General features: G+C 41.3%; 17 protein-coding genes. 11 read left to right on the top strand and 6 right to left on the bottom strand.

From position 1 onward, the window contains the following. Entirely contained in the window at nt 1–1,128 is a 1,128-nt protein-coding gene (locus tag XZ46_RS03210) for a glycosyltransferase (protein WP_048894905.1), read from the bottom strand. 318 nt (nt 1,129–1,446) lie between these two features. Between XZ46_RS03210 and XZ46_RS03205 the strand changes: the two genes are divergently transcribed. The 9 genes from XZ46_RS03205 to XZ46_RS03165 all read left to right on the top strand — a co-directional run bounded on the left by XZ46_RS03205 (nt 1,447) and on the right by XZ46_RS03165 (nt 11,874). Next, nucleotides 1,447–2,340 (top strand): class I SAM-dependent methyltransferase, encoded by an 894-nt coding sequence (locus tag XZ46_RS03205; RefSeq protein WP_008056873.1) that lies wholly within the window; start codon nt 1,447–1,449, stop codon nt 2,338–2,340. 21 nt (nt 2,341–2,361) lie between these two features. Then, nucleotides 2,362–3,597, top strand: a complete 1,236-nt coding sequence (locus tag XZ46_RS03200) for a glycosyltransferase family 4 protein (RefSeq protein ID WP_228116467.1) — start codon at nt 2,362–2,364, stop codon at nt 3,595–3,597. A gap of 109 nt (nt 3,598–3,706) precedes the next feature. Beyond that, a complete protein-coding gene (locus tag XZ46_RS03195; RefSeq protein ID WP_008056875.1) occupies nt 3,707–4,663 on the top strand; it encodes a glycosyltransferase family 2 protein in 957 nt (318 codons plus the stop codon). Between the two features lie 24 nt (nt 4,664–4,687). Next, nucleotides 4,688–5,641 (top strand): lysylphosphatidylglycerol synthase transmembrane domain-containing protein, encoded by a 954-nt coding sequence (locus XZ46_RS03190; RefSeq protein WP_008056876.1) that lies wholly within the window; start codon nt 4,688–4,690, stop codon nt 5,639–5,641. A 14-nt stretch (nt 5,642–5,655) separates the two neighbouring features. Then, nucleotides 5,656–6,792: a glycosyltransferase family 4 protein gene (locus tag XZ46_RS03185; protein WP_006621602.1), complete on the top strand. Its 1,137-nt coding sequence runs from the start codon at nt 5,656–5,658 to the stop codon at nt 6,790–6,792. Between the two features lie 15 nt (nt 6,793–6,807). Beyond that, a complete protein-coding gene (locus tag XZ46_RS03180; RefSeq protein ID WP_008056877.1) occupies nt 6,808–8,052 on the top strand; it encodes a glycosyltransferase family 4 protein in 1,245 nt (414 codons plus the stop codon). 5 nt (nt 8,053–8,057) lie between these two features. Beyond that, nucleotides 8,058–9,203, top strand: a complete 1,146-nt coding sequence (locus XZ46_RS03175) for a glycosyltransferase (protein WP_006667889.1) — start codon at nt 8,058–8,060, stop codon at nt 9,201–9,203. 67 nt (nt 9,204–9,270) lie between these two features. Next, complete coding sequence (locus tag XZ46_RS03170; protein ID WP_008056878.1) at nt 9,271–10,437, top strand: glycosyltransferase family 4 protein; 1,167 nt, start codon at nt 9,271–9,273, stop codon at nt 10,435–10,437. A 15-nt stretch (nt 10,438–10,452) separates the two neighbouring features. Beyond that, entirely contained in the window at nt 10,453–11,874 is a 1,422-nt protein-coding gene (locus XZ46_RS03165) for a hypothetical protein (protein ID WP_006621608.1), read from the top strand. Nucleotides 11,875–11,904: 30 nt separating this feature from the next. Here the strand turns inward: XZ46_RS03165 and XZ46_RS03160 are convergent, their stop codons facing one another. Together XZ46_RS03160 and rpiA are read right to left on the bottom strand one after the other, a co-directional pair. After that, entirely contained in the window at nt 11,905–13,086 is a 1,182-nt protein-coding gene (locus XZ46_RS03160) for an aldo/keto reductase (protein ID WP_035758774.1), read from the bottom strand. A 79-nt stretch (nt 13,087–13,165) separates the two neighbouring features. Next, nucleotides 13,166–13,879, bottom strand: a complete 714-nt coding sequence (gene rpiA / locus XZ46_RS03155; RefSeq protein WP_006621611.1) for a ribose-5-phosphate isomerase RpiA — start codon at nt 13,877–13,879, stop codon at nt 13,166–13,168. Between the two features lie 270 nt (nt 13,880–14,149). Between rpiA and XZ46_RS03150 the strand changes: the two genes are divergently transcribed. Both XZ46_RS03150 and XZ46_RS03145 read left to right on the top strand, forming a co-directional pair. Next, a complete protein-coding gene (locus XZ46_RS03150) occupies nt 14,150–17,461 on the top strand; it encodes a tetratricopeptide repeat protein (RefSeq protein ID WP_008056880.1) in 3,312 nt (1,103 codons plus the stop codon). Between the two features lie 75 nt (nt 17,462–17,536). Continuing rightward, complete coding sequence (locus tag XZ46_RS03145; RefSeq protein WP_048894904.1) at nt 17,537–19,297, top strand: serine/threonine protein kinase; 1,761 nt, start codon at nt 17,537–17,539, stop codon at nt 19,295–19,297. 34 nt (nt 19,298–19,331) lie between these two features. Here the strand turns inward: XZ46_RS03145 and XZ46_RS03140 are convergent, their stop codons facing one another. The 3 genes from XZ46_RS03140 to XZ46_RS03130 all read right to left on the bottom strand — a co-directional run bounded on the left by XZ46_RS03140 (nt 19,332) and on the right by XZ46_RS03130 (nt 24,678). Continuing rightward, nucleotides 19,332–20,528, bottom strand: coding sequence for a hybrid sensor histidine kinase/response regulator (locus XZ46_RS03140; RefSeq protein WP_006621614.1), 1,197 nt, complete (start codon nt 20,526–20,528; stop codon nt 19,332–19,334). Nucleotides 20,529–20,592: 64 nt separating this feature from the next. Then, the gene (locus XZ46_RS03135; RefSeq protein WP_008056884.1) at nt 20,593–24,384 is read right to left on the bottom strand and encodes an ATP-binding protein; all 3,792 of its coding nucleotides are present in this window, start codon (nt 24,382–24,384) and stop codon (nt 20,593–20,595) included. 90 nt (nt 24,385–24,474) lie between these two features. After that, nucleotides 24,475–24,678: a DUF751 family protein gene (locus XZ46_RS03130; protein ID WP_006621616.1), complete on the bottom strand. Its 204-nt coding sequence runs from the start codon at nt 24,676–24,678 to the stop codon at nt 24,475–24,477. Nucleotides 24,679–24,763: the final 85 nt, after the last annotated feature.

The raw sequence follows: 24,763 nt of genomic DNA, 5'->3' as shown, positions 1-24,763 counted from the left end.
CTATTGGTGATTAATTAAATGTTGATCAAGTCCTAAAATTTTCAGATATTCTTGGGTTGCCATTTTCTGGCTAAACTGTTCTAGCCATGAGGTGTTTACAGTCGGGGTGTTACCTTCAATGGTGGCTAAAATCGCCTCTGCCATTGCTGTAGCATCGCCCACCGGAACTAGGGAACCATATCGACCCTCTGCTAAAATTTCTGCGGCCCCACTTTTACAATTGGTGGAAATTACCGGAGTGCCAACCGCCATAGCTTCAATTAAAACTGTTGGTAAACCTTCCCAGCGAGAAGATAACACAAATACTGCAGCATTTGCCATATAAGGATAGGGATTATCAGCATATCCTAATAGGGCGGCATCATCTCCTAAACCATGATCTTGAATGAGATTTTTCAGGCGATCGCCATCAGGTCCCCAACCTAAAATTCCTAGGCGCACTTGTCGCACTTGTCGCACTTTAGCAAAGGCTTTAATTAAGGTGGGAAAATCCTTTTGTGCTTCCAGCTTTCCGACTCCTAAAATTACCGGAGGTTCCCCCGGTTGAAACCAAGGATGATCTAAAGTTTCTCGGGATTTTTGTAATAGTTCCGGCGTGATAACTGGGTTATAAATATATTGAATGCGATCGCTATTTAAACCCGTACTTTTAGCTAAGTTCTCAGCCGCCCCTTGAGAAACAGCTACAATTCCATCCGCCCACGGGTAGAAATAGCGAACAAACAACGGCAGCAAAATTTTTCTAAGTTTAGTAGTATGTTGTATTGCCTCCGAAAAAGTATTATGTTCAGACACAACGACCCGGGTGGAAACTCCCCCTAGACGTTTTGCCCAAACCGCAATTTCATTAGCATAATGGAGGGCAGAAAGTAGGGACTTAGGCTGTGATTCCTGCAAATAATTTCTCAGCGCCAAAATAGTAGCCCAAACCCCAGAAGCCCCCAAATCAACTATCCTTATTTCTGGTGGTACTTTTTCCAGGTGAGGCCCCCAGGCTTTCCCTAGAACTAAATCTACTTTCAAGCCTTCTGCAATCAAACCACGACCCAGATTTAGCATGACCCTCTCCGCACCACCTCCGCCTATATAACCAAGGAAAAGTGCCACATCGGGCTGAACTACAGCCATAGTTAATAATTCCCAACAATGCTTTGATTATTCTATAATAATTAATATTGATTTGATTGTTAAATATACCCAACATAAGTTTTAATTATAAAAAACACAACTATATATTAACCATTGATAACTTTTGATAGCTGACTTCCCATGAAAACAGTGCCATAATAAACATCAAATTTTGTGATAACCGCGCCTACTATAATTCAGCCTTTCTGTATAATTTATCCGTTTTTTGAGTCTTACCCAGACCAATATAAACACCTAAATTTATGGAATTTGGTTGAATTGCACCAATTCGTACCACCTCAATTTTACCTATTAATTATGACTAAAATTAACAGCGATACAACTCAGGTTTCTACTGCCAAAACTGATGCCAGAGATAGCAGAACCTGGGAGCAAATTCGAGAACATTATGAAATTGAACAAGAACTCGCCCGCCAGTTAATGAACTCTACCAGAGAGGAACGCATTAATCAACATTTATACACTCATGTATATAATCAACTCTTCCAAAAAGTCTCGCATCATCCTCAACTTACCCGCAAATCTAGCCCCGAAATTCAAACTTGGATTGTTAACCAGCGTCTGCAATTATTAGCCCGTTTTCTTAACTCCGAAATCACCTATTTAGAAATCGGTCCTGGTGATTGTAGTTTATCCCTAGAAGTCGCTAAACGGGTAAAACGAGTTTACGCAGTTGATGTATCAACTGAAATTACTAAACTACCGAATATTCCCGATAATATGGAAATTTTTATTTCCGATGGTTGTAGTATTCCCGTACCTGAAAATACAGTTAATTTAGCCTATAGTCATCAATTAATGGAGCATTTACATCCTGATGATGCCCTAGAACAGCTTGAAAATATCTACAATACTTTAGCTGCAAATGGTAAGTATATTTGTATCACACCTAATTGGTATTCAGGTCCCCATGATGTTTCTCGCCACTTTGATCAGCAAGCTACTGGCTTTCATTTAAAAGAATATAAACTCAGTGAAATGTATGATATTTTTAAGAAAGTAGGTTTTTCTCAGATAATTTGGGTGAAGTCTAACGGCAAAATTTACTTGGAAATTCCCATCAATAGTATATCAATTAATGTGATGAAGTTGGTAGAATATTTATTAAACATTTTTCCTTATAAATTTAGACAAAAATTAGCCAACACCCCCCTGTTATTTAGAGGTATGACTATCATCGGATATCGATAAATTTAGGGGGATAAAATAACCGTGAAAAATTACCCACAAAAATTGATGCTGTTTGACCTTTCGATTCGAGGTCATCATCCCAGTTATATTCGCCATTTAATTGAATATTGGCAAATCCATAAAATCCCCAAAAATCTGGAAATTGTGGTGTCTTGCCGATTTCTGGATGAACATCAGGATGTAGTTGAATTGAGTCAAGGTGATCATCATCAAGACATCCGTTTTGTGCCAATTACCCAAGCCGAAGAAGAACATCTTAACTCCCGAAAATCTAAGTTAAAAAGACTAAGTCGCAATTTTCAAGAGTGGGAAATTTTCTGCAAGTATGCCACCAACTTGAGACCAGATCATTGTCTGATTATGTATTTTGATACCTGTCAAATTCCCCTAGCCTTTGGGGCAAAATCACCCTGCAAATTTTCGGGGATTTATTTTCGGCCGACCTTTCACTATCACCAATTAGATCATTACGATCGCACTTGGAAAAATTACCTGCAAAAGTTACGCGAAAAAATAGCCCTAAAACGCATTTTGTCTAATCCTCAACTCCAAACAGTTTTTTGCCTTGATCCTTTCGCCGTCCCCCAACTTAATCAGTTTCCTAAGTTTCCGAGTCAACCTAAAGCTGTCTACCTTCCTGATCCGGTCAAATTGGATAATTTCCAACCAATTATAATAGATGATTGGCGCAAGAGTCTCCAAATTGATTCTCAGCGGCGAGTATTTTTATTATTTGGTGCTTTAACAGCACGTAAAGGCATCTATCAGCTACTGGATAGCATTGCTAGTTTACCAGCAGATTTGTGTCAAAAACTGTGTATTCTCCTGGTTGGAGAGTCTAGCATTGCTAATTCCCTAGACAGCCAAATTACCGAAATTTGTCAAACTAAGCCAATTCAAATTATTAGATATTATCAATTTGTGCCGGAGTCAGAAGTTATGGCTTATTTTCAAATTGCCGATGTAGTTTTAGCACCGTATCAGCGCCATGTGGGGATGAGTGGTATTCTCTTATTGGCGGCGGCAGCTAACAAACCTGTACTATGTTCTAATTATGGATTAATGGGAGAAATGGTGCGACGGTATCATCTGGGATTAACTGTTGATTCTAGCCAACCCCAAGAAATTGCTAAGGGATTAATTAAGTTTTTAGAAATTTCTAATCCCCTGGAACTTTGCGATCCGCTGCCAATGCAAAATTGGGTTAAACAAAACTCAGCATCCGAGTTTTCCCGAATTATTTTTGAACAAGTATAGTTAAGATGGCTCGGCTTTATCAGTCAGGTTAAATCAATATATGGTATGGTTATTTTACTGTCATTTATATTTAATTTGAGGCATAGAAAAATAAAATTAAGCTCAAACTATGACCAAGCTAATTATTCAGATACCATGTTTTAACGAAGCAACAACCATCGGACTTACCCTATCAGAACTTCCCCGCCAAATACCGGGTATCGATTGTGTAGAATGGCTAATTATTAATGATGGTAGTGTTGATAATACTGTAGAAGTTGCTAAAGCCTGTGGTGTTGATTATGTGGTAAATTTTGACCATAATCAAGGTTTGGCTAAAGCATTTATGGCAGGAATTGAAGCATCATTAAAAGCCGGAGCCGATATTATTGTTAACACCGATGCCGATAACCAATACTGCGCCCAAGATATACCGAAACTCATCGAACCAATTTTATTAGGTTATGCCGAAGTAGTCATCGGAGCCAGACCAATTCAGAATATTCAACACTTTTCTCCTACTAAAAAGTTCCTGCAAAAACTCGGTAGTCGTGTTGTGCGACTTGCCAGTAGCACTAAGATCGCCGATGCTCCCAGTGGTTTTAGAGCTTTTAGTCGCCAAGCAGCCATGCAGCTTAATGTTTTTAATGAATATACTTATACCTTAGAAACCATTATTCAAGCAGGTCAAAAAGGTATCGCTATTACATCCGTACCTATCCGTACTAATTCCTATTTACGACCTTCCCGATTAGTTAAAAGTATTCCTTCCTATATCCAGCGGTCAATTTTTACCATTTTTAGAATTTTCATGACCTATAGACCGCTGCGATTATTCACTTTTCTAGGAAGTTTTCCCCTGAGTTTAGGACTGATATTATGTATCCGTTGGTTAGTGCTATTTGTGGGAGAACCTACCCGCGCTCGCGCTCCTAGTTTAATTTTAGCAGCTATCCTAATTTTAATTGGTTTTCAGTTGTGGATGTTCGGTTTAATTGCTGATTTAATGGCAGTCAATCGAAAAATGCTAGAAGACATTCAACTGCGCCTGCGTAGGATGGAATATGACCATCACAAAGACAACTAAATTTTAGCCAGAGGATTCTTATCTATGAAGCGATTTATTTCCATTACAGTTAGCATGATTATCCTGTCAATTATTTATTCTAAAATTGACCTGCAAGCATTAGCAGATATCTTTATCAATTCCCATCGTTTTTGGATGCCTGTAAGTTTAGCTATGGTAATTCCTATTACTTTATTTACCGCTTGGCGACTACAACAACTTATGCCCAAAAGCACCTATCTCGGATTTTGGGAAGCTAATCGCCTGATTCTAGCTGCTAGTGTTTTAAATATGGTTTTACCCTCAAAAATGGGAGATATTGCTAAAGCCTACTTCATGCGGGAAAGGGGACATTTAAGCGGTTCTCTTTCCCTGTCCTTGGTAGTCTTTGAGAAATCTTGTGATTTACTATCTTTATTGTTATGGTGTGTATTCGGTCTATTTTTATACCCTCGAAAAGATGTGATTTTTCTGACAATGACTTTGGGTGTAACCACGGGTTTAATTATCGGAATTTTGATTTTGAGTTCTCGGAATTTTGCAGATTTTTTGTTTTTCATTTTAGAGAAAATTACTCCGAAAACTATCGGAAAAAAAATCGCAAAGTTGCAGGAATCTTGGACAGCAATGCACGAACATTTTTGGAGTGATAAGCGCCAGCTTCTCAAAATTAGTGCTACTTCAATTTTTATTTGGTTTTTGCATTTACTACAAATTTGGTTTTTTATCCTTGCACTTAATGCCTGGGTTCCTTTTATTACGAATCTTGCTCTCTCTCCCTTAGCTATTTTAGCTGGATTAATGCCTTTAACTTTTGCGGGGGTGGGTACGAGGGATGCAGCCTTAGTGATTTTTTATGAACCTTATTTTAATGCTACAGTGGCAGCAGGGTTAGGGTTATTATGCACTGCTCGCTACTTTCTCCCGGCTGTAGGAGGCTTGCCATTTTTAAGCCAATATTTAACTACAGTCAGAAATCTGAAACAATCTGATATATAGAAAATCTAAAAATCATGAAAAATCTCCGTGTGGCTTGGTTACTTACTTCGGCTTTTTACTACTGGCAACCTTCCCTAAGTTGCTATAGTAAACAATTCCCGGATACTACGGTTTTCACCAGTCGCTGGCATGGTTTCGCACCGGGACTAGAGGATAGTTTTCGAGTGGAAATTTTAGGCGATCGCCAAATTATTTCCATCAAAAAATCTACCAATAGCTATGGGGATAATTTTACCTATCTTCCCCTAAATATTGTTAAGCGATTACTCAAGTTTAAACCAGATTTAATTTTTTCTAACTCCTTTGGCGTGTGGACAATTTTAGCAATTTTATTTAAACCTATAGGACGTTGGCGAGTTGTCATCGCCTACGAAGGAAGTTCTCCCGGTGTAGACTATCGTAACTCCCCCCTACGTCTAGCTATTAGACGAGTTATGGTGAAAGCGGCTGATGCTTGTATTACCAACTCTCACGGTGGCAAAAACTATCTAATAGAGGTTCTAAATGCCCAAGAAAATCAAGTTTTTGTTCATCCCTATGAAGTGCCTTGGGTGCAGTCCCTGGGTACTCCTGATCCGCATTTGAAATCCACATCTTCTCAACAGCTAACCTTTTTATTTGTGGGGGGAATTATTCCTCGCAAAGGCCTGAGCTATCTTTTAGAAGCCTGTGCTATACTACAACAACAGGGAGAAACCAATTATCAGTTATGGGTGGTGGGTGATGGCCATCAACGACCGGAGTTAGAAACTTTTTGTCAACAAAATCAACTCACCAATTATGTGCGTTGGTTCGGTCGGGTAGAATACCATCAATTAGCCACTTATTTCACCCAAGCTGATGTTTTTGTCTTACCAACTTTGGAGGATACTTGGGGAATGGTAGTATTAGAGGCAATGGTTTTGGGGCGACCTGTTTTGTGTTCTGAATTGGCGGGAGCATCTGAATTAATTACTGATGGAGAAAACGGTTATTGTTTTCATCCCCAACAGCCGAAATATTTAGCAGAATTGATGGCCAGGTTTATTCAAAATCCCGAATTAGCTAAGTTAATGGGAATGCGATCGCAAAAACTAATGGATAATTACACCCCAGAAGCCGCAGCTAATTTTCTCAATCAGGTTACATCTTTTATATTTCCGAATTACTAGACCAAAGGAGGAAGCGTGGAACCTTTAAATATTCTAATTTCAGCCTACGCCTGTCGTCCAGGAGAAGGTTCAGAACCAGGCTTGGGTTGGAATCCCATTCAGGAAGTAGCAAAATATCATAATGTTTGGGTTCTCACCCGACAAAATAACCGCCCAACCATTGAAGCCGAACTCAAGCAAAACCCCATAATTAAACTACAGGTAATTTACTGCGAACCTCCCTCCTGGGTGCGGCCAGCAAATCTCAAACAAAGGGTAGTTTACCTGCACTATTATTTATGGCAAATAGCAGCTTATTTTGTTGCCAAACAACTCCAGGAAACCATCACTTTTGATGTAGTGCATCATGTCACCTATGAGCGCCACTCAACCCCCAGTTTTTTAGCACTTCTTCCTATACCTTTTTTATGGGGACCTGTAGGCGGTGGAGAATCGGCCCCCAAAGCCTTCTGGCTAGACTTCGGTTGGCGGGGAATTATGTATGAAATAATGCGAGATATAGCCCGAAATTTAGGAGAATTAGACCCCTTCGTTAAACTCACCGCGCAACGCAGTGTTTTAGTCTGGGGAACCACAGCAGAAACCACCCAGAGACTCAGAAAATTAGGGGCGAAAAATGTAGAGGTTTTATCTCAGTTAGGATTATCTGATTTAGAAATCACTCAACTCAGCCAGTTGGCTGACTCTCAACCTCAAGGGGTTAAATTTATCAGTATCGGCCGTCTGTTACACTGGAAAGGGTTTCATCTCGGACTCAAAGCCTTCGCCGAAGCCAAATTGCCTCCAGATGCCGAATATTGGATCGTCGGAGATGGGCCAGAACGTCGCCGACTTGAAACCCTAGTTCAAAATTTGGGAATTGCCAACCAAGTTAAATTCTGGAATCAGTTATCCAGACCGGAAACCCTCAAAAAACTATCAGAATGCTTGGGGTTAGTTCATCCCAGCTTACACGAGTCTGGGGGCTTAGTTTGTGTAGAAGCAATGGCGGCAGGTCGCCCGGTTATTTGTTTAAATTTAGGGGGACCAGCATTAATTGTTTCTGAGGATGCAGGCTTTAAAGTTGAGCCAAATAACCCCGATCAAGTTATCAATGATTTAGCTAATGCCATGACTATTGTAGCTAATGATAAGCATCTGTGGAAACAAAAAAGCGATCGCTCTCGCGCCAGAGTTAAAAACTTGTATAGTTGGCAAAACAAAGGGCCAGAACTAGCTAACTTATATGAAACAATCCACAATTCTCATAATTCGGTATAATTACAGTGAATATCATTATTTTTAATAGTCTACTGCTTCCTCCCTCCCAAACCTTTATCCGAGATCCCGCCGAAAAACTTGAGAAATTTACCCCTTATTATGTAGGTTGTCGGCGGGTTAAGGGGTTAGATTTACCTGAAAAACGTACTTTAGTTATTAATCAAGGAAAGCCTATAGATAAAGTAGCAGAACAGCTTTTTAAAATCACTGGATTTGCGCCGGAAATTTATGGGAAAGTCCACCAATTAAATCCCCTGCTGATTCATGCTCAATTTGGCTTGAGTGGGGCGCTAATGTTGCCTTGGGTGGTGCGGCTAAAAATTCCGCTTATTGTCCATTATAGGGGCGCTGATGCCACGGTAAAGGAACAATCATCTCGCTATAGCTCCCTCAACCATTGGGTTTATTTTCAGCGCCTAGCAACCTTGAAACAACAGACCACATTATTTTTAACTGTTTCTAAGTTTATTGAAAAAAAACTGCTAGAACAGGGATTTCCACCCGATAAAATTCAGACCCATTATCATGGTGTTGATGTTCATCAATTTACGCCTGATTTGGCTATTAAACGAGAGCCAATTGTTTTATTTGTAGGTCGGCTAACCGAAAAAAAAGGCTGTGAATATTTAATTAAAGCTATGGCTAAAATACAATCCCAACAACCTGCTCTCAAATTAGTGATCATCGGTGATGGCCCCCTACGAACCGCCCTCGAAACCTCCGCCGCCAATACCCTCAAAAATTATCAATTTTTGGGTGTACAATCTCCAGAAATAGTCAAAAATTGGATGAACCGCGCCCAAATTATGGCGACTCCCAGCATCACCGGAACCCAGGGAGACTCAGAGGGTTTACCGAATGTGGTTTTAGAAGCACAGGCGATGGGTCTCCCTGTGGTCAGCACCTACCACGCAGGTATCCCAGAAGCGGTGATTGATGGAGAAACTGGCTTTCTTTGTCCAGAAAGAGATATAGATGGTTTAGCTAACTCAATACAGCAATTATTAACTAATTTGGAAATGTGGCAAAAATTTAGTCAACAAGGACGAAAATATATGCAGTCCAATTTTAATCGCGATCGCCAAACGCGAAGATTAGAAGAAATTTATACAACCGTTTTAGCGCCGCCTGAATTAGGGAAAGGAACATAGCCAGCATAATGAGAAAGTTTACGGTATAATGACTATAACAATTTACTGAGGTACTAACTCAATCTCAATGCGTATTTTGTCTATTCATAACAATTATCAAATTCGAGGCGGGGAAGACGAATCAACCCAAGCCGAAGCTAATTTGCTCAAAGCAAATGGTAATCAAGTTGATATTTATCAAGATAGCAATGAGCGAGTTGCCAGCCTTAATCAAGTACATTTAGCTTCTACAACCATTTGGTCTACAGAAGCCTACCAAATAGTTAAACAAAAGTTGCGAACCCACCCCACAGATATTGTTCATGTTCAAAACTTTTTCCCCTTAATCTCTCCATCAGTATATTATGCGGCTAAATCTGAGGGAGTCCCAGTAGTTCAAACCCTCCGAAATTACCGATTAATTTGCCCTAATGGATTGTTTTTTCGCTCCGATCGCATTTGTGAAGACTGTCTAGGTAAATTTGTACCCTATCCCGGAGTTATTCACGCCTGTTATCGAGAAAATCGAGCCGCCAGTGCCATAACTGCAACCATGTTAACCCTACACCGTATGGCTCGCACTTGGGTAAATCAGGTAGATATATTTATTACCCTCAGCCAATTTGCTCGCCAGAAATTTATTGAAGCCGGGTGGTCAGAAGACCGAATAATAGTTAAACCTAACTTTGTCTATCCCGATCCAGGAGTCGGCAGCGGGGAAGGGGGATATGCGCTATTTGTAGGTAGATTATCTGTAGAAAAAGGCTTAGATGTGCTGATTGATGCTTGGCAAAATCTCCGTCAACCAGTACCCTTAAAAATTGTGGGGGATGGTCCTTTAGTCCCCCGTGTCCAAGCCGCTGCTGAGAAATTACCTCACATTCAATGGTTAGGACGTAGACCCCTCCCAGAAGTGTATAAATTGATGGGAGAAGCCATGGTTTTAATTTTCCCTTCTAAATGGTATGAAACCTTTGGTAGAGTCGCTGTAGAAGCCTTTGCTAAGGGTACTCCTGTAATTGCTTCTAACTTAGGTGCGATCGCCGAATTAGTAGAAGATGGTCGCACGGGACTGCGATTTAAACCCAGCGATCCCATCAGTCTTGCCGAACAAGTTGAATCCCTAATTTCCCATCCTGAAAAACTCCCTCAAATGCGCCGAGAAGCCAGGGCAGAATTTGAAGCCAAATATACAGCACAACAAAATTATGAGCAACTGAAATCAATTTACCAGTTAGTTTTGAGTAAACCCTAGTAGATTACATGATTAATGGAAACATACCCCAATCAATCAAGATTAATTAAACCTAAAAAGGGATATATTAAACTCTCGACACTGACTCTATTTGCCTTCATTTGCGCATTTTTTTCCCGCGTACTTCAGCTTTTAAAATTTCCCTCGATTGTTAACTTAGTGCATCTGGCAATAGTTCCCTGGCTGTTTGCTTTTGCTCTGTGGAAAACCAAGATCAAAGACCGACAACAAATTACCATCATTAAAGAAATGGTAGTGGCTCTATTTATTTTTCTGATTATTTCCGTAGCCAGTGCCTTATTAAATGCCGCTGGTTTAATTAATATTGCCGTTAATTTCTTGTTGTTATGTGAACATTTTTTATTTATTGTTATTATTCTGACTGTCCCGATTACTTTGGACAAGTTAAACCAATTGCGTGGCTATATTGTTTTTGCATCCTTCACTAATCTAGCATTTGCCTATGTGCAACAGTATGTTCTGCATCTCCATCTACGCCAGGGATTAGAAGACAATATCAAAGGTGTTTTTATTGCCCAAGGTGCGGGTCATGTCATCGGTGCTTCTGTATCATTAACCTTTGGGATTTACTATTTTTTGGCAGCTAAAAATCTGCCTATATGGTTGCGGGCTGCCGTGGTATTAGCAACTTTTTGGCACATGGTTATTTCTGATGCTAAACAGGTAATTTTAGTGTTTGGTATTGCTGGGGGATTTCTGCTATTAACTAAATTTAAAAATATGGCTGATGCTATTAAATTTGTAATTATTTTTGGGATATTATCTTATGTGTTTTGGTGGGCGATTCATAATGTACCTGAGATGAGTGCTTTTCAAACTTGGATGCGGCCGGAAATTTATGGGCCGGAAGGAGAAGCTACTTTACTGAAATCTGCTACTTTTCGCATTGTTCCGGCTTTCTATGAGTCTCCCCTTCATCCTTTGCTAGGCTTAGGTCCTGGTCACACTGTAGGAAGACTAGGAGGCTGGATGCTACGGGAATATGCGTTTATTTTAAGACCCCTTGGGGCTACTTCCCACCCCGCTACTAATACCATTTGGCAAGCGGTAGGAGCTAGTTGGTTAGGAGATCAATCGAGTATGTTTTCTCCCCTGTTTGGTTGGGCGGGAATTTGGGGAGATGTCGGATTTTTGGGACTGGCATCATTTTTGTATATTTGGTTTGTGGTTTGGCGTAGACTCTGTTTTGATGATATTTCTAAGTTTCTGGTTTTATGTCCCTTGTCTTTTGGGTTGATTTTTACTCAGATGGAGGAACCAGGTTATATGATTTATCTGGCTTGTATTGTGGTTTTGCGATGGCAAGAATATCACTTTAGTCGTCAATCTACTGAGATTCCTCAACCGCCACGATTAACTATTAAGACTCTTCTGAGACCTCAAGTTTTACTCCGCGCTTTATTGCTAATAGGATAGTGGGGTAATTATTACGGGATTATGATTAACTTAACTTTGAGATAATCTGGGGACTGATTGACCGCCTAGCAGTTGATGGGTTTCTCGCAATAATTGGGGGATTTTATCGGCGTGGGGACTATTTTTTAAACAGTCACTTAAATCTACTTGGTCAATAGTGGCGGCGTTTTGTCCGGGGAACCAATGACCACCATTTCCCAGTAAGTTATAGCGCATTTTACCATATTCGGTCATATCGTATGCGATCGCTAAATTTCTTAACCAGAGAATGATGGGAATATTAATATTATTGGGTGTATCTTCTGGGTTAGGTAAACCCTGATTCCATGTCTTGAACCAATCTTCCCCTAGGGCTTCTATGGCGGTTTTCTCTAACTTTTCTAAAATGGGGGGTAAGATTTCATCCCAACGGTCTAGGAGGTCCATAGCCTGTAAATGTTCATCAAAATCTGTAGGTTTCGATGCGCCTAAACTGAGGGTATGAACTTGGGGATAAGATAAACAAAATAAGTTGTTAAATACAATGGGACTAATGGGAGAACATAGGTCTACTAACTTTTGAGGCGGATCATATAATTTCCCCCCTTTATCAGAAGGACTGATGATAAACACTCCCATATCATGACGGTTGGCGGCTTCAATGGCGCGCCAATTTAGTTGATTGATATAATACCAGTGTAGGTTAACATAGTCGAATTTATCAGTAGCGATCGCATTAACAATAACATCCGTTGGCCCGTGGGTGGAAAACCCAATAAATCTGACTTTTCCTTCTTTTTGCAATTCTTGAGCGACTTCTAAACAGCCACCGGGTCGAATCGAATATTCTAACAGTTCCGGGGTATTAATCCCATGTAGACCCAATAAATCCACATAGTCTAACTGTAAATATTTCAGAGATTTGTCAAAGTCACGGCGAAACTCAGCCGGGTCTGGTTTCGGGGAAACTTTGGTTTGAATAATTAGCCTTTCGCGGGGTAGTTTTGGTAAAATCCAACCCAGTTGCATCTCCGATGTACCATAACCCCTAGCGGTTTCAATATGGTTAATTCCCGACTCTAGGGAACGGCGAATTACCGCTTCTAAATTCCGCTGACTTTCGGGGGGTATTTTTTCAGGAGAGGCATCTTGCCACTGATATTGATACCGCATTCCACCACAGGATAATACAGGCATCGGCAGTTCAGTTCGTCCAAACCTTCTATAGTGCATCATCAGCTATTTATATGGCAACAATTAGGGGAAACAGAAACCAGCGTTTGGGTTTCTATCCCCCAGTTTTTTTTGAGGATTAGGAAATCTCGCGGACAACAGGTTGACCGTCTTTGATTTCTCCCACTAGGATAACATCAGCCACACCCACAAACAAACCATTTTCTAAAACCCCAGGAATATTGTTGAGGGTTTTTTCTAATTCGGCGGGATTATCGATCGCATCAAATTTGACATCAATCACCATATTTCCCTGGTCTGTAATCACAGGTCCAGCTTTTTTGACTCCCATTCTCAGGGTAGGTTTACCCCCAAGTTTGGTAATGGCTGCCATTACCGGAGTCATCGCCATTGGCATAACTTCCACGGGTAATAAAAATGTAGAACCCAGACGATCTACGATTTTAGAACCATCTACAACTACAATAAACTGATCTGCTAAACAGTCTACAATTTTTTCGCGAGTGTGAGCGGCACCACCACCTTTGATTAAATTTTTGTGAGGATCAACCTCATCAGCACCATCAATGGCGATATCAATATGGTCAATTTCATCTAAAGTGGTGAGGGGAATGCCATATTCCTTGGCAAGTACAGAGGCTTGGAATGAGGTGGGAACGCCTTTAATATCTTTGATTTCCCCACTTTTGAGGCGTTCTCCTAAAAATTGAATTGTGTATGCTGTGGTTGACCCCGTTCCCAGTCCGACAATGGAACCGGACTTAACCCGGTCTGCTGCCGCTTTGCCAACCTGTTGCTTCATTAACTTAACGGGGTCTTGTTCTGGACTCATGCTAAATACTCCTAAAGGACAGTTTTGGATAACTGTAGTTTGATCAACAATTTTTACTTTATCGCGTTTTGTACCTTGGCAAACATCATATTTGAGTCAACACCAAAATTATCTGGGGTTGGATAAGTCGCCCTGGTGTTGTATTATATCATAGCAGAGCGGTGGTTTGAATAAGTGATAATTTGGGGTAACTGTTGGACGGTTGCCAATTCTACCTAATACGCTGACAGATTATTATTAGTTGTATCAACACGCATTTGAGGAAAGTTAGTGAATTCAGAGCAGATTAAGGTTTATTGTTGTCAGGGCCAGGTTTTTTTTAGTCGGGGTGATTATCCAGCTAGTATTGAGGCTTATATGAAGGCTTTAGAACTGGATATTAAAAATGCCGATGTTTATATCATGTTGGCAGAATCATATATTTATAATCAGGAAATTGATGCAGCTATTTCGGCTTTAGAAAAGGCTTTAAAATTACAGCCTGATTTGGCTGGGGCTTATATGCGAGTTGGCAATGCTCTGCAAATGTGTAATTGTCTGGATTTGGCTATTTGGGCTTATACTCAAGGGTTGGAAATTGAGCCAAATTATAGCATAGCTTATAGTAATTTGGGTGGTGTTTATTATCAGCAACAGAGATGGCATGAGGCGATTAATTGTTATCAGAAATGCCTGGGAATTGATCCTGATTTGGCGATTGTTCATTGGATGCTAGGAAATGCTTTGATTAAATCAGGGGATATGGCGGGCGCTATTACCTGTTATCAGCGGGCGATTAACCTACAAGACAGACCGGATTTTTATCGCAAACTGGCGGAAGCGCTAGAGAAAAATGGTCAGATTAATGAGGCGATCGCTACTTATAAAACCGCCCTCAAACTTGATGCTAATAATAGTGATATTATCGGGAAAATTGCCGAATTAAAATCCCGGCTAGAAACTCCGGTTTCCGGGTCTATCAGTGAATCGATGAATTTTATAGAAGATGCTACCGATAGTTTTGATGAACAGGGGGTAGATTTTTCGGGTCAAGTCTTAGAAGGGGAATTACACTATCAGGAAGAAACCCAGGAATCAGAGGATTTAGTTACCCCTCCCACTGAACAGTTATTAATTCAAGCAGATGCAAAATTTTGGGCACAAAAGCCGATAAATCCCAGGGTATTATCCTTACAAAAACAAGCAGAATTATATTTATCTCAGGGCAAATTAGAGGAAACTGTTGCCACCTGTCAGCAAATCTTAAAACTCGATCCTAATTTTTTATTTGTCTATGTAGTCCTGGGTAATGCCTTACATTTTCAAGGCAAAATATCCTCAGCCATTCGCGCCTACAATCAAGCCTTAGAAATTCATCCCGATTTTGCGGAAGTTCATGCTAATCTAGCGACCATGTATCTGCAAAATGGGCAGGTAAATGAAGCGATCGCCGCTTATCAAAAGTCCATTGAGATTAAACCGGACTTGGCGGCGGTACATTGGAATTTAGGGAGAGTTTATCAACAATTAGGAAATACAGAAGCCGCCATTAATTCCTGGAAAATCGCCTTAGAATTAAAACCCGATTTAGTAGAAGCCGACTTTCACTTTGAGTTGGGCAATATTCTGGCGCGACGGGGTGAATATGAACCAGCGATCGCCAGTTATCAACGGGCAATTTCCCGGAAACCCAATTGGGCGGAACCCTATGCTAATATCGGCTGTTTACGGGTGCAGCAAGACCGCTTACAAGAGGCTTTAGACCAGTTACAAAAAGCCATTTCTCTCAACCCCCAAATGCCGGAACTGTATCTACACACCGCCCGCATTTTTACCAAACTCCGCCGCCACCAAGATGCCATTAATCACTATCAAAAAGTAATTGAACTCAAACCCAATTTTCCCGATGCCTATGCTAATTTAGCGAATATGCAGGCAACCATTGGACAACTACCAGAGGCGATCGCTAACTATCAAAAAACCCTACAATTAAAACCAGAATGGGCAGAAGTTTACTGTCGTCTCGCCCATATTCAAAAACAAAAGGAACCCAAAGAAGCCGTAGCCAACCTAGAAAAAGCGCTGGAACTTAAACCAGATTTTGCCGAAGCCTATCAACAACTCTGTGATCTTCTCAGCCATTCCACCAATTTAGGAAAAGCCAGAAAAGTAGCCGATCGCTACTGGGAAAACTGCGGTAAAACTCTACCCGTCCTATGCGCGATCGCCTATATTTTTTCCTATACTCAATCAGGCGCTTGTGAACAGGCATTAGCCAAACTCGAACACTTAGAAACCATCTGCAATAACAGCATGGAAACCCTCACAGAAATCGAAATCAGGCTAATTTATGAAATCATTTTATTTACAGTTCCCCACCTCCGGGATAACTTAGAAGGAAACGCCCGATTTTATCAGATAATTTGTCAATCTTATTACCAAGAACCCATAGCCACTCCCCCGTCTATTTATGCCGAACCGCGTTCCCCTTTAAAAATCGGTTTTCTTTCCAAACATTTTCGCCGCCATTCCGTGGGTTGGTGTGCCGAAGGAGTCATCAAAGAAATGTCCGCAATTACCCCCCATATTAATTTATATATTAGTGGCATACTGCACCCCGATGAGGTAACAGCCAGATATGAACAAACCGTCGCTAAATGCTATTGGCCGAAATCCTATCCCAATGGTTTTGCCTCCGCAGAAGAATTAAGTCAAGAAATCCGAAGCGATCGCATTGATGTATTAGTTGATCTCGACTCAGTAACCATTCCTGTAAACGTGCAAGTTTTGCATAAATCCCCCGCCCCAGTTTGTGTAACTTGGTTAGGATTTGATGCCCCCTATCTCACCAGTAACCATTATCTAATTTGTGACCAACATACTCACCCACCCGGAATAGAAAAACATTATCTCGAACGCCTAGTTAGGCTACCAGATACCGCCGTAGCCATAGCCGGACTTCCCACCCGTCCCGTAGATAGAAACATGGTGAGACAACAGTTAAATATCCCCCCAAATGCCGTAGCTTATCTATGCGTTGCGCCGGGGCGAAAAACCAATGGGGAGATGATCAAAGCCCAGGTTAATATTCTGCGATCGGTTCCCAATAGTGTATTAATTCGCAAAGGTCAAGGGGATGCCCAACTACTGCGAGAAATGTATAACCAAGCCTGCGAAGACCTAGGAGTTGACATCAATCGTTTAATCTTTTTAGGACTCACCAAAACCGAAGAAGAACACCGGGCGATTTATAAAGTTGCGGATGTCATGTTAGATTCCTACCCCTACAATGGAGGAACCCATAACCTAGAGGCATTATGGTCAGAATTACCCGTAGTCACCAGGTCAGGTAGACAGTATTTATCGCGGATGGGTTATGCTTTCCTAAAATCAGTTAACCTTGATATAGGTGTAGCTTGGAGTTGGGAAGAATACACCCAACTAGGGATTGAATTTGGTCAAAATGCCACATTAAGACAGCAAATTAGTAACCATTTAGCCAGAGTTAAACAACCAGAAACTCTCGCCCCCTTGTGGAATCCTAAACAGTTAGCCATTCAAATGTATCAAACCTTTGAACAATTACGGCGCGTGACTAATTAGGAACATCTCGCCCAGAAACGTTATCATGGACGATAGCACAATTAACTGTTGAGTTGGACCACTAAGGTCGCTATCGTGGAACATCCCGTTTCATCTACTGTTCACTGTATTAACCCCAAATGCCCTAAACCCCATGGCCAGCCTTGGGGTAATAGGTTTTGTCAAAGTTGCGGTGCGCCATTGCAACTCAACGATCGCTATATTCCCTTAAACAGTCTAGGAAGTGGCGGCTTTTCCAGGCTGTACACCATTTGGGACTTGAAAACCCAATCCGAAAAAGTCCTGAAAGTCCTCGTGCAACCCGACCCCAAAGCCCTAGAATTATTTGAACAAGAAGCCAGAGTTTTGGCATCCCTACAGCATTCGGGAGTCCCACGGGTAGTCCCAGACGGCTATTTTTTCCTACGAAGACGCAACCGTAACCCCTTACAACTTCCCTGCTTAATCATGGAAAAAATTAACGGCCTTACTCTCGAGGAAATTCTCGCCGAATATCCCCAAGGCTGTCCTGAAGAGTTGGTCATGCTGTGGCTGCATCAGGCTTTGGATATTTTGCGGGAGTTACACAAACGGGGAATTGTACACCGAGACCTGAAACCGTCTAACCTGATGTTGCGTTTACCCCACCCGCAAACCCTCGACTACAGCCAGCTTGCGGATAGTCCCTTGGTGATGATTGACTTTGGCGGCGCGAAACAAATTGGGGCTTTAGTCCATAGCGATCGAGAAACTACCCCCAGAAGCCACACCCGCCTAGTTTCTCCCGGTTATAGTCCCCCGGAGCAAATAGTTGGGGCCGCCATAACTCCGGCCACCGATTTTTATGCTTTGGGGCGAACCTGTATCCACCTGTTAACGGGTCTGTTTCCCGCCGAACTTGAAGACCCCATGACCGGAAAATTGCAATGGCAACATCGAGTGGCCGTGACTCCCGGCTTTGCCGAATTACTTGATTGTATGGTCGAAAATGATGTGAATGAGCGCCCCCAAAATGCTGATGATATTCAAACCTATCTATTCCGCATCGCCAGGATGAAAAGGCATCCCCGCCGGATGATGTCCTTTCCTCAACTGTTTCTTGATGTCATCAAAACTGCATTAATTGAAGTCGATCGCATTATCTGGGGGGGATTGAAATTGGTTGGGCGCAGCCTCCTGGCTATATCTCAGGCTATCACCGAAACCCTTTGGCAAATCGGGTTGGCTAGTTCAGGAGGAATGCTGGGGGCGGGGTTAGGGTTAATTTTAGCCTATCAATCTCCCCTCGGTCAAATATTAGGGGATTTACTCAAGCCTTCTTTACCCCTGTTGTTTAGTCATCTATCTAACAATTTGGGCGCGGAAATTATAGTGTTAAGTTTAGCCGGATTAGGCACAGGTTTAGGCTTGACCGATGGCGCAGGTTTTCAGCAACGCCGTCACTATAAATGGGCGGGCGTGATGGGTGTATTCGGATATTTAACCGGGGGGTTACTGTGGCGCATTATCAGTACCATCTCCCTAGTGCCAGGGTTTGGCAATTTGGCTATGGCGAGATGGTTTTGTATAGGAATGACTACCGTGATTTTAACCTGGGGATTGGATTGGAAAAGCCATCGCTCGGTTTATGCGATCGTTTCCGCCAGCGCCACCAGCGCTATTTTTTGGGGTTTAGCTAACTTGAATATCCTGCCCATTTATCTATTACAATTTCCCCAAGTCAGTCTGATAGCCGAGTGGGTACAGTTCAGGTATGCTATTACTTTTGTGGGTTTATTGGGCTGCACTATAGCTTTATCTTTGGCAGTAATTCACTATACAATTATCCCGATTTTACGCCTGATAGGATGGAAATAGACATCAGCAATAATCCCCCCGCTGAGAGAATTGTTTATCTGTATAGTTTATCATCAAATATAGGTAAAGTAAACCAGAATGTTGCCCCTTCCTTCGGAGTGGCGATCGCCCCGATTTTACCACCGTGGGCGTTGATAATTTGCCGACACAAATATAAACCCAAACCTAACCCTTGAATATTCCCCACAGTTCGCCCCCGTTTATATAAATCAAAAATCCCCTCTAATTCCTGTTCACTCATACCATTACCATTGTCTTGAACAGTGCATCGGACTAACTTAACCCGGGTATTTTTAGGGGAGATAACTTCTGTAATCAACTCCGCTGACAGAGTGATGATAATACCAGGAGGATTATATTTAATCGCATTAGATAACAGATTATCAAAAACCCTCCATAGCTGATTAGGGTCAGCGTTAACCGAGGGTAAATTTTCCGATATTTGATTATTAATTGCCGCCTGTTCTTTTTGTAAGATTAGCTCTAATTCCAGGGATAATCTGTTAGTAAAGTGACGCAAATTTAAGGATTGACAATTTAAATGAATCCCCTTTAATTCTATATTGCTGGTTTGCACTAGGGAATTAATCAAAGCCAATTGGCGAGTGCAACTGTTAGCCATACGCTTTAAAATTGATGGGGCTACAGGTAATTCATCATAATTTTCTGGTATTTTTTTGAGGAGATTTTGCAGCACCATTAACATTCCAGTAACCGGATTTCGTAAATCATGGGACATCGCATGAATATAAATTCGCAGGGCAGATTCTATCTTTTGGCGCTCCCTAATTTCTCGCTCTAATTGCTGATTTTGGGTGATTAATTGCTGTTTTTGTTGACTAATGGTTAATTGAGTTCTCACCCTAGCCAATACTTCCTGAACATGAAAGGGTTTAGTAATATAATCTACCCCTCCCACATCAAAAGCTAATACCTTATCCATAGTATCACTCAACGCACTCAGAAAAATAATAGGAATCTCCCGAGTTGTCGGGTCATCTTTTAAATATTTAGCTACCTGATAACCGTCTAATTCTGGCATCATAATATCCAGTAAAATTAAATCAGGTGTTTCCGCTTCTACAGCCTGTAGCGCCCGCTGACCATTGATAGCCTTACGGACTTTATAGCCCTGTTCTAGCAACATTTGGGAGAGGAGGCGGAGGTTCTCGGGAATATCATCAACAATCAAAATATCCGGTTGAAACTCGGAACTAATATCACGACTCATATTCGCAATCCCTATAATAAAACTATTACTATGACCCTAGGGCAGCATCGGATCTGCTTTCCGATCAAATCAAAGTTTTCGTAACATCATTTATTGTATCTAATCGAAAATTATTTACCAACTCCGTGAGAGTGGCCACTAATTCCGTTTCCGATTCGGGAATTTCAGTAATTAATTGGAATACCTCCGCATCATCCCCAGAAATTGCCGCCTTATGAAGCCGTTTTAGCCAATCAAAAGACATAACCATTAAAGCCTGCGGTGTCAGCGCGCGCAGTGATTGAGAAGAGACGCTAAGGGGGTTAGGTTCCATCAGATAACGGTAGCGCAGACCTAAATGAATTGCCATTTTTTCCAGTAAATCAGGATTCTGAAAAGGTTTGCGTAGGATATCATCACAGCCAGCATTGATAATATCTACCTCCTGTTCACTTAGGGCGCTGGCGGTGAGAGCAATTATTTTAACTGTATCACCAAAGGGGCGCGATCGAATTTGGCGGGTCGCCTCATAGCCATCCATAATTGGCATCCGCATATCCATCCAAATTAGTTGGGGTTTATGACTTTCCCAAGTGGCGATCGCCTCCCGACCATTTTCTGCTTCCAAAACCTCAAATCCTAAAGTTTCTATAATTCTAGCTACCAATAGTCGATTTTCTGGCACTTCATCCACTACCAAAATCCTGTAATTTTGACCATCAGATTCAATGGCAATTTTCCGGCTACACATAGGAGTAATAATCAACGGCTGGACTGTAGCTAAATCTAAGGGAATCTCAAAAATAAATTTACTCCCCACACCCATAGTGCTATCAACTGTAATATCTCCTCCCATCAACTGCACAAATTTTCGACTAATTGGCAATCCTAACCCGGTTCCTTCCTGAGAATATTTACCCGTTTCTGTTTGCACAAAAGCATCAAATAAAGCATCGATTTCCTGGGGGGAAATTCCTGGGCCTGTATCTTCAACTATAAACTGCATCAGTACAGTATTAGAATCTGTATGAGCTTCTTTAGGTGTCGGTAGAGTCTTAGTGTATAATGTCACTTCCCCGGCGGTCGTAAATTTAATAGCATTGGCGAGTAAATTGATTAAAACTTGTCGCAGCTTTTTCTCATCACCTAACAGATACCGAGGCAAATCTAAGGGGCGATTAATATTTAATACAATATCTTTATGGGCAGCTTTTAACTTAAACATTTCCTCCAGGGTTTCCAGAAGCCTATGCAGGTCAAAATGATTCATTTCTAAAGTGATTTTTCCCGCTTCAATTTTGGATAAATCCAGAATATCATTAATGAGTTCTAGGAGGTGTTCACCACTGCGATTAATAATTGCTAATTCCTGGGAACCTTCAGCAAATATGGGGTTATCAGACATCAATTGACTAAACCCCAGAATCGCATTAAGGGGGGTTCTTAATTCATGGCTCATATTCGCTAAAAATGTACTTTTGGCACGGTTCGCAGCATCGGCGGCGCGTCTGGCTTCTTCTAGGGCAATATTTTGGGTAGCTAGTTTCAGTCTTTGTTGTTTTTCTCGTTCTAATAAATTGGCTTGGGCGAGGGCTATTCCCATTTTAGCAGCTACTGATTCTAAAAGGTCGATTTCTTCATCTGTCCAGGTGCGACTGTTGCTACATTGACTTAGATAAATTGCGCCGTTGGGTTGACTGCGATAGGATGTGCGAATAGCTAAAAGAGATTGGATCTCAAATTGCTGGCAAAACTCTAAGGCTCCTTGTAGGTTTTTATCTGTGTTAATATTTTCGTGAGTGATGGCGATATCCTGACTAAGAATCCTATCAATATAGGGATAATCTTCGAGGGGATATTCCTGATTTAAAATCGGGGGATACTCGCATTTTAAATATTCGGCAACGGCTTTAATTTGGGGTGTGGGGCTAGATAAATAAGTGTAAATCGTACAGCGATCGACTCCGAAAGTTTGACCAATACGGTTGGCTGCAGTTTGAAAAATTTGCTGGGGATCTAGGCTAGATCTGAGTTCCTCCGTGATTTGTCGCAGCAGTCTTTCCCTCTCAAATTGGCGGCGGAGAGCTTCTTCCGCTCGACGGCGATCTGTGATATCATTACTGCTAGAAAGTAGACATTCTTGGCTGTTTAAATTAATGATATCTGCCGAAACTAATCCGCTTCTAATCTCGCCATTTTTAGTTCTAAATTCTAGTTCAAAGTTGCGGACTTGACGATTTTGGGCTATAAGATCTAACATCTCTGACCGTTGCTCAGAATATACCCATAGGTTGAGTTCGTCCAGGGTGCGATTGATAATTTCTTCCGCATTGTATCCGGTGACTAGGCAAAAACTTTCATTAACTTCTAGGTGAATACCATCATCAAGACGACTAATTGTAATGGGGTGAGGGGCTGCATGAAAGGCTGTCGAAAATTTTTGTTCTGACTCCCTAAGTGCAGCTTCTGCAGCTTTACGTTCTCGGACTGCGGCTTCGGCAATTTTAACTTTTTGCTCGAGTTGTTGAGTACGTTCGGCAACTTTTTGTTCTAATCTATAGGAGTATTCCTGAAGTTGACTATAGGAAAGTTTTAATTGTCCCCGCATTTGTTTAAAAGACCTAGCCAGGGTGCGGAGTTCTTGAGTGCAACTATTTCCAACTTTCTGATTCCAGTTACCCCTAGATAGGGCGTTAGCCGCTTTCGCTAAATCGATAATGGGGCGAGTAATCCACTCTCCGGTCATCCATCCTATGGCGATCGCTACTGCTAAAGCAATCACCGATAATCCCATGGTAAGGCGGGTATTATTTTGGATATTTTGCATAAAATCGGCTTCGGGAATCACCACCACAATCAACCATGTTAAACCTCGTTCATCCCGAAAAGGTAGCAGTTTTATATATTGAGTTTCACCATTAAATGGGATTTTTCTAAAATAAGAATTATCGATGCGATCAAATCTATCAAATTCATCTTTTAAATATTTACTGATTTCTTGAATTAAAGGGTTTGCACTAACTAAAGCAGCCTTTCTAATTATGCGATCGTCTTCCTGTGTAAACAGGGGTTCTGAGGTAGAACTTGCTACTAATAAACCTTCATGATCAATAATAAATGCCTTTCCCATTTCTCCCATATCTAAACTATTCAAAACTTGACCAATATAAGACAGACTGATGACAATACTCATGACTCCATCAGCTTCCGTGGAATCAGGGGAAGAAGAAATAATTTGACTAGCACTAATTTGCAGAATTGGGGGGGGTTCAAACCGGGTATAAATTGGGCTCCAAACAGGTTTATCAGTGCCGATCGCCACCCGATACCAGGGTCGTAGACGAGGATCATAATCGGGATCAATATAATCTGGTGGTTGCCTATTAATTGCCTCTAAGCTATTGTAGCGATATAAATCAAAGTTGGTAGATGCCCCAGCAATTCCTACTTGTAATTGACCATCTTTAGTGCGGGAAGTTGAGCGATATTCTCCCTGTTCATTACCAATAGAAATAATATCAATTGATTCAAAAAACTTGGCTTTTCTCCAGAAATACAATTCCCATCCTGATAAATCTTCAATATCTAATAATCCCAAAGCTACCGCATCTTGGATATCCTGACCTACTATAAAAGGAATTTCTAAGTAGTGAGTTATATTTTCTTCAATGCGATTTACAATTTCGACAATCAACCGATGGGCTAAATCATCAACGGCTTTCTGTCCGTTTTTGAAAGACAGATATCCCACGACACCAACAGTGGCAAAAATTTGGACTACAAAAGGGATAACTAACAGTCCCCGCAGCGATATTTTAGAGGATATCCCGGTAATTAAGCGACGACGGATAGACCACATTTTGGGGATACGCATCATAGCTAGGTGAGTGATTATATGATATAATAGGGGAAGTTGAGAGCTAATTTTAGTCCCAACTTCCCTATCTATAAACTATCAGGTTTTAGCCTAAACTGCATTCAAGCCTAACATTCCTTTGAGGGTAAAGTAGGTAAATAAGAAGACACTTATCAGTAAACCTAACAGGGCGATCGCTGTCACGGGACGGTTTAAAAGAGGTTTGAGACGTTCAAACAGGAAATAAAAAATCCCCAGAGTAAAGGTGATCAGGTAGCGGGGATAGCGGGATACATTCTGAAAAAAGTCTTGCATAGGTTAATCTAATTAAATGGCTAGGGAGTGACATCAGTATACCATTATAATTAATTAACTGGGCAACTGTTGCTAGTTGCCCCTA

Source organism: Limnospira indica PCC 8005, from assembly GCF_000973065.1.
GTDB lineage: Bacteria > Cyanobacteriota > Cyanobacteriia > Cyanobacteriales > Microcoleaceae > Limnospira > Limnospira fusiformis.
This window is presented reverse-complemented; position numbering and strand designations above follow the sequence as displayed.

What these genes read in the sequence shown, in the direction of transcription:
- XZ46_RS03210 (WP_048894905.1), bottom strand. Translation starts at nt 1,128, where the DNA reads ATGGCTGTAGTTCAGCCCGATGTGGCACTTTTCCTTGGTTATATAGGC.
- XZ46_RS03205 (WP_008056873.1), top strand. Translation starts at nt 1,447, where the DNA reads ATGACTAAAATTAACAGCGATACAACTCAGGTTTCTACTGCCAAAACT.
- XZ46_RS03195 (WP_008056875.1), top strand. Translation starts at nt 3,707, where the DNA reads ATGACCAAGCTAATTATTCAGATACCATGTTTTAACGAAGCAACAACC.
- XZ46_RS03190 (WP_008056876.1), top strand. Translation starts at nt 4,688, where the DNA reads ATGAAGCGATTTATTTCCATTACAGTTAGCATGATTATCCTGTCAATT.
- XZ46_RS03185 (WP_006621602.1), top strand. Translation starts at nt 5,656, where the DNA reads ATGAAAAATCTCCGTGTGGCTTGGTTACTTACTTCGGCTTTTTACTAC.
- XZ46_RS03170 (WP_008056878.1), top strand. Translation starts at nt 9,271, where the DNA reads ATGCGTATTTTGTCTATTCATAACAATTATCAAATTCGAGGCGGGGAA.
- XZ46_RS03165 (WP_006621608.1), top strand. Translation starts at nt 10,453, where the DNA reads ATGGAAACATACCCCAATCAATCAAGATTAATTAAACCTAAAAAGGGA.
- XZ46_RS03160 (WP_035758774.1), bottom strand. Translation starts at nt 13,086, where the DNA reads ATGCACTATAGAAGGTTTGGACGAACTGAACTGCCGATGCCTGTATTA.
- rpiA (WP_006621611.1), bottom strand. Translation starts at nt 13,879, where the DNA reads ATGAGTCCAGAACAAGACCCCGTTAAGTTAATGAAGCAACAGGTTGGC.
- XZ46_RS03140 (WP_006621614.1), bottom strand. Translation starts at nt 20,528, where the DNA reads ATGAGTCGTGATATTAGTTCCGAGTTTCAACCGGATATTTTGATTGTT.
- XZ46_RS03135 (WP_008056884.1), bottom strand. Translation starts at nt 24,384, where the DNA reads ATGATGCGTATCCCCAAAATGTGGTCTATCCGTCGTCGCTTAATTACC.
- XZ46_RS03130 (WP_006621616.1), bottom strand. Translation starts at nt 24,678, where the DNA reads ATGCAAGACTTTTTTCAGAATGTATCCCGCTATCCCCGCTACCTGATC.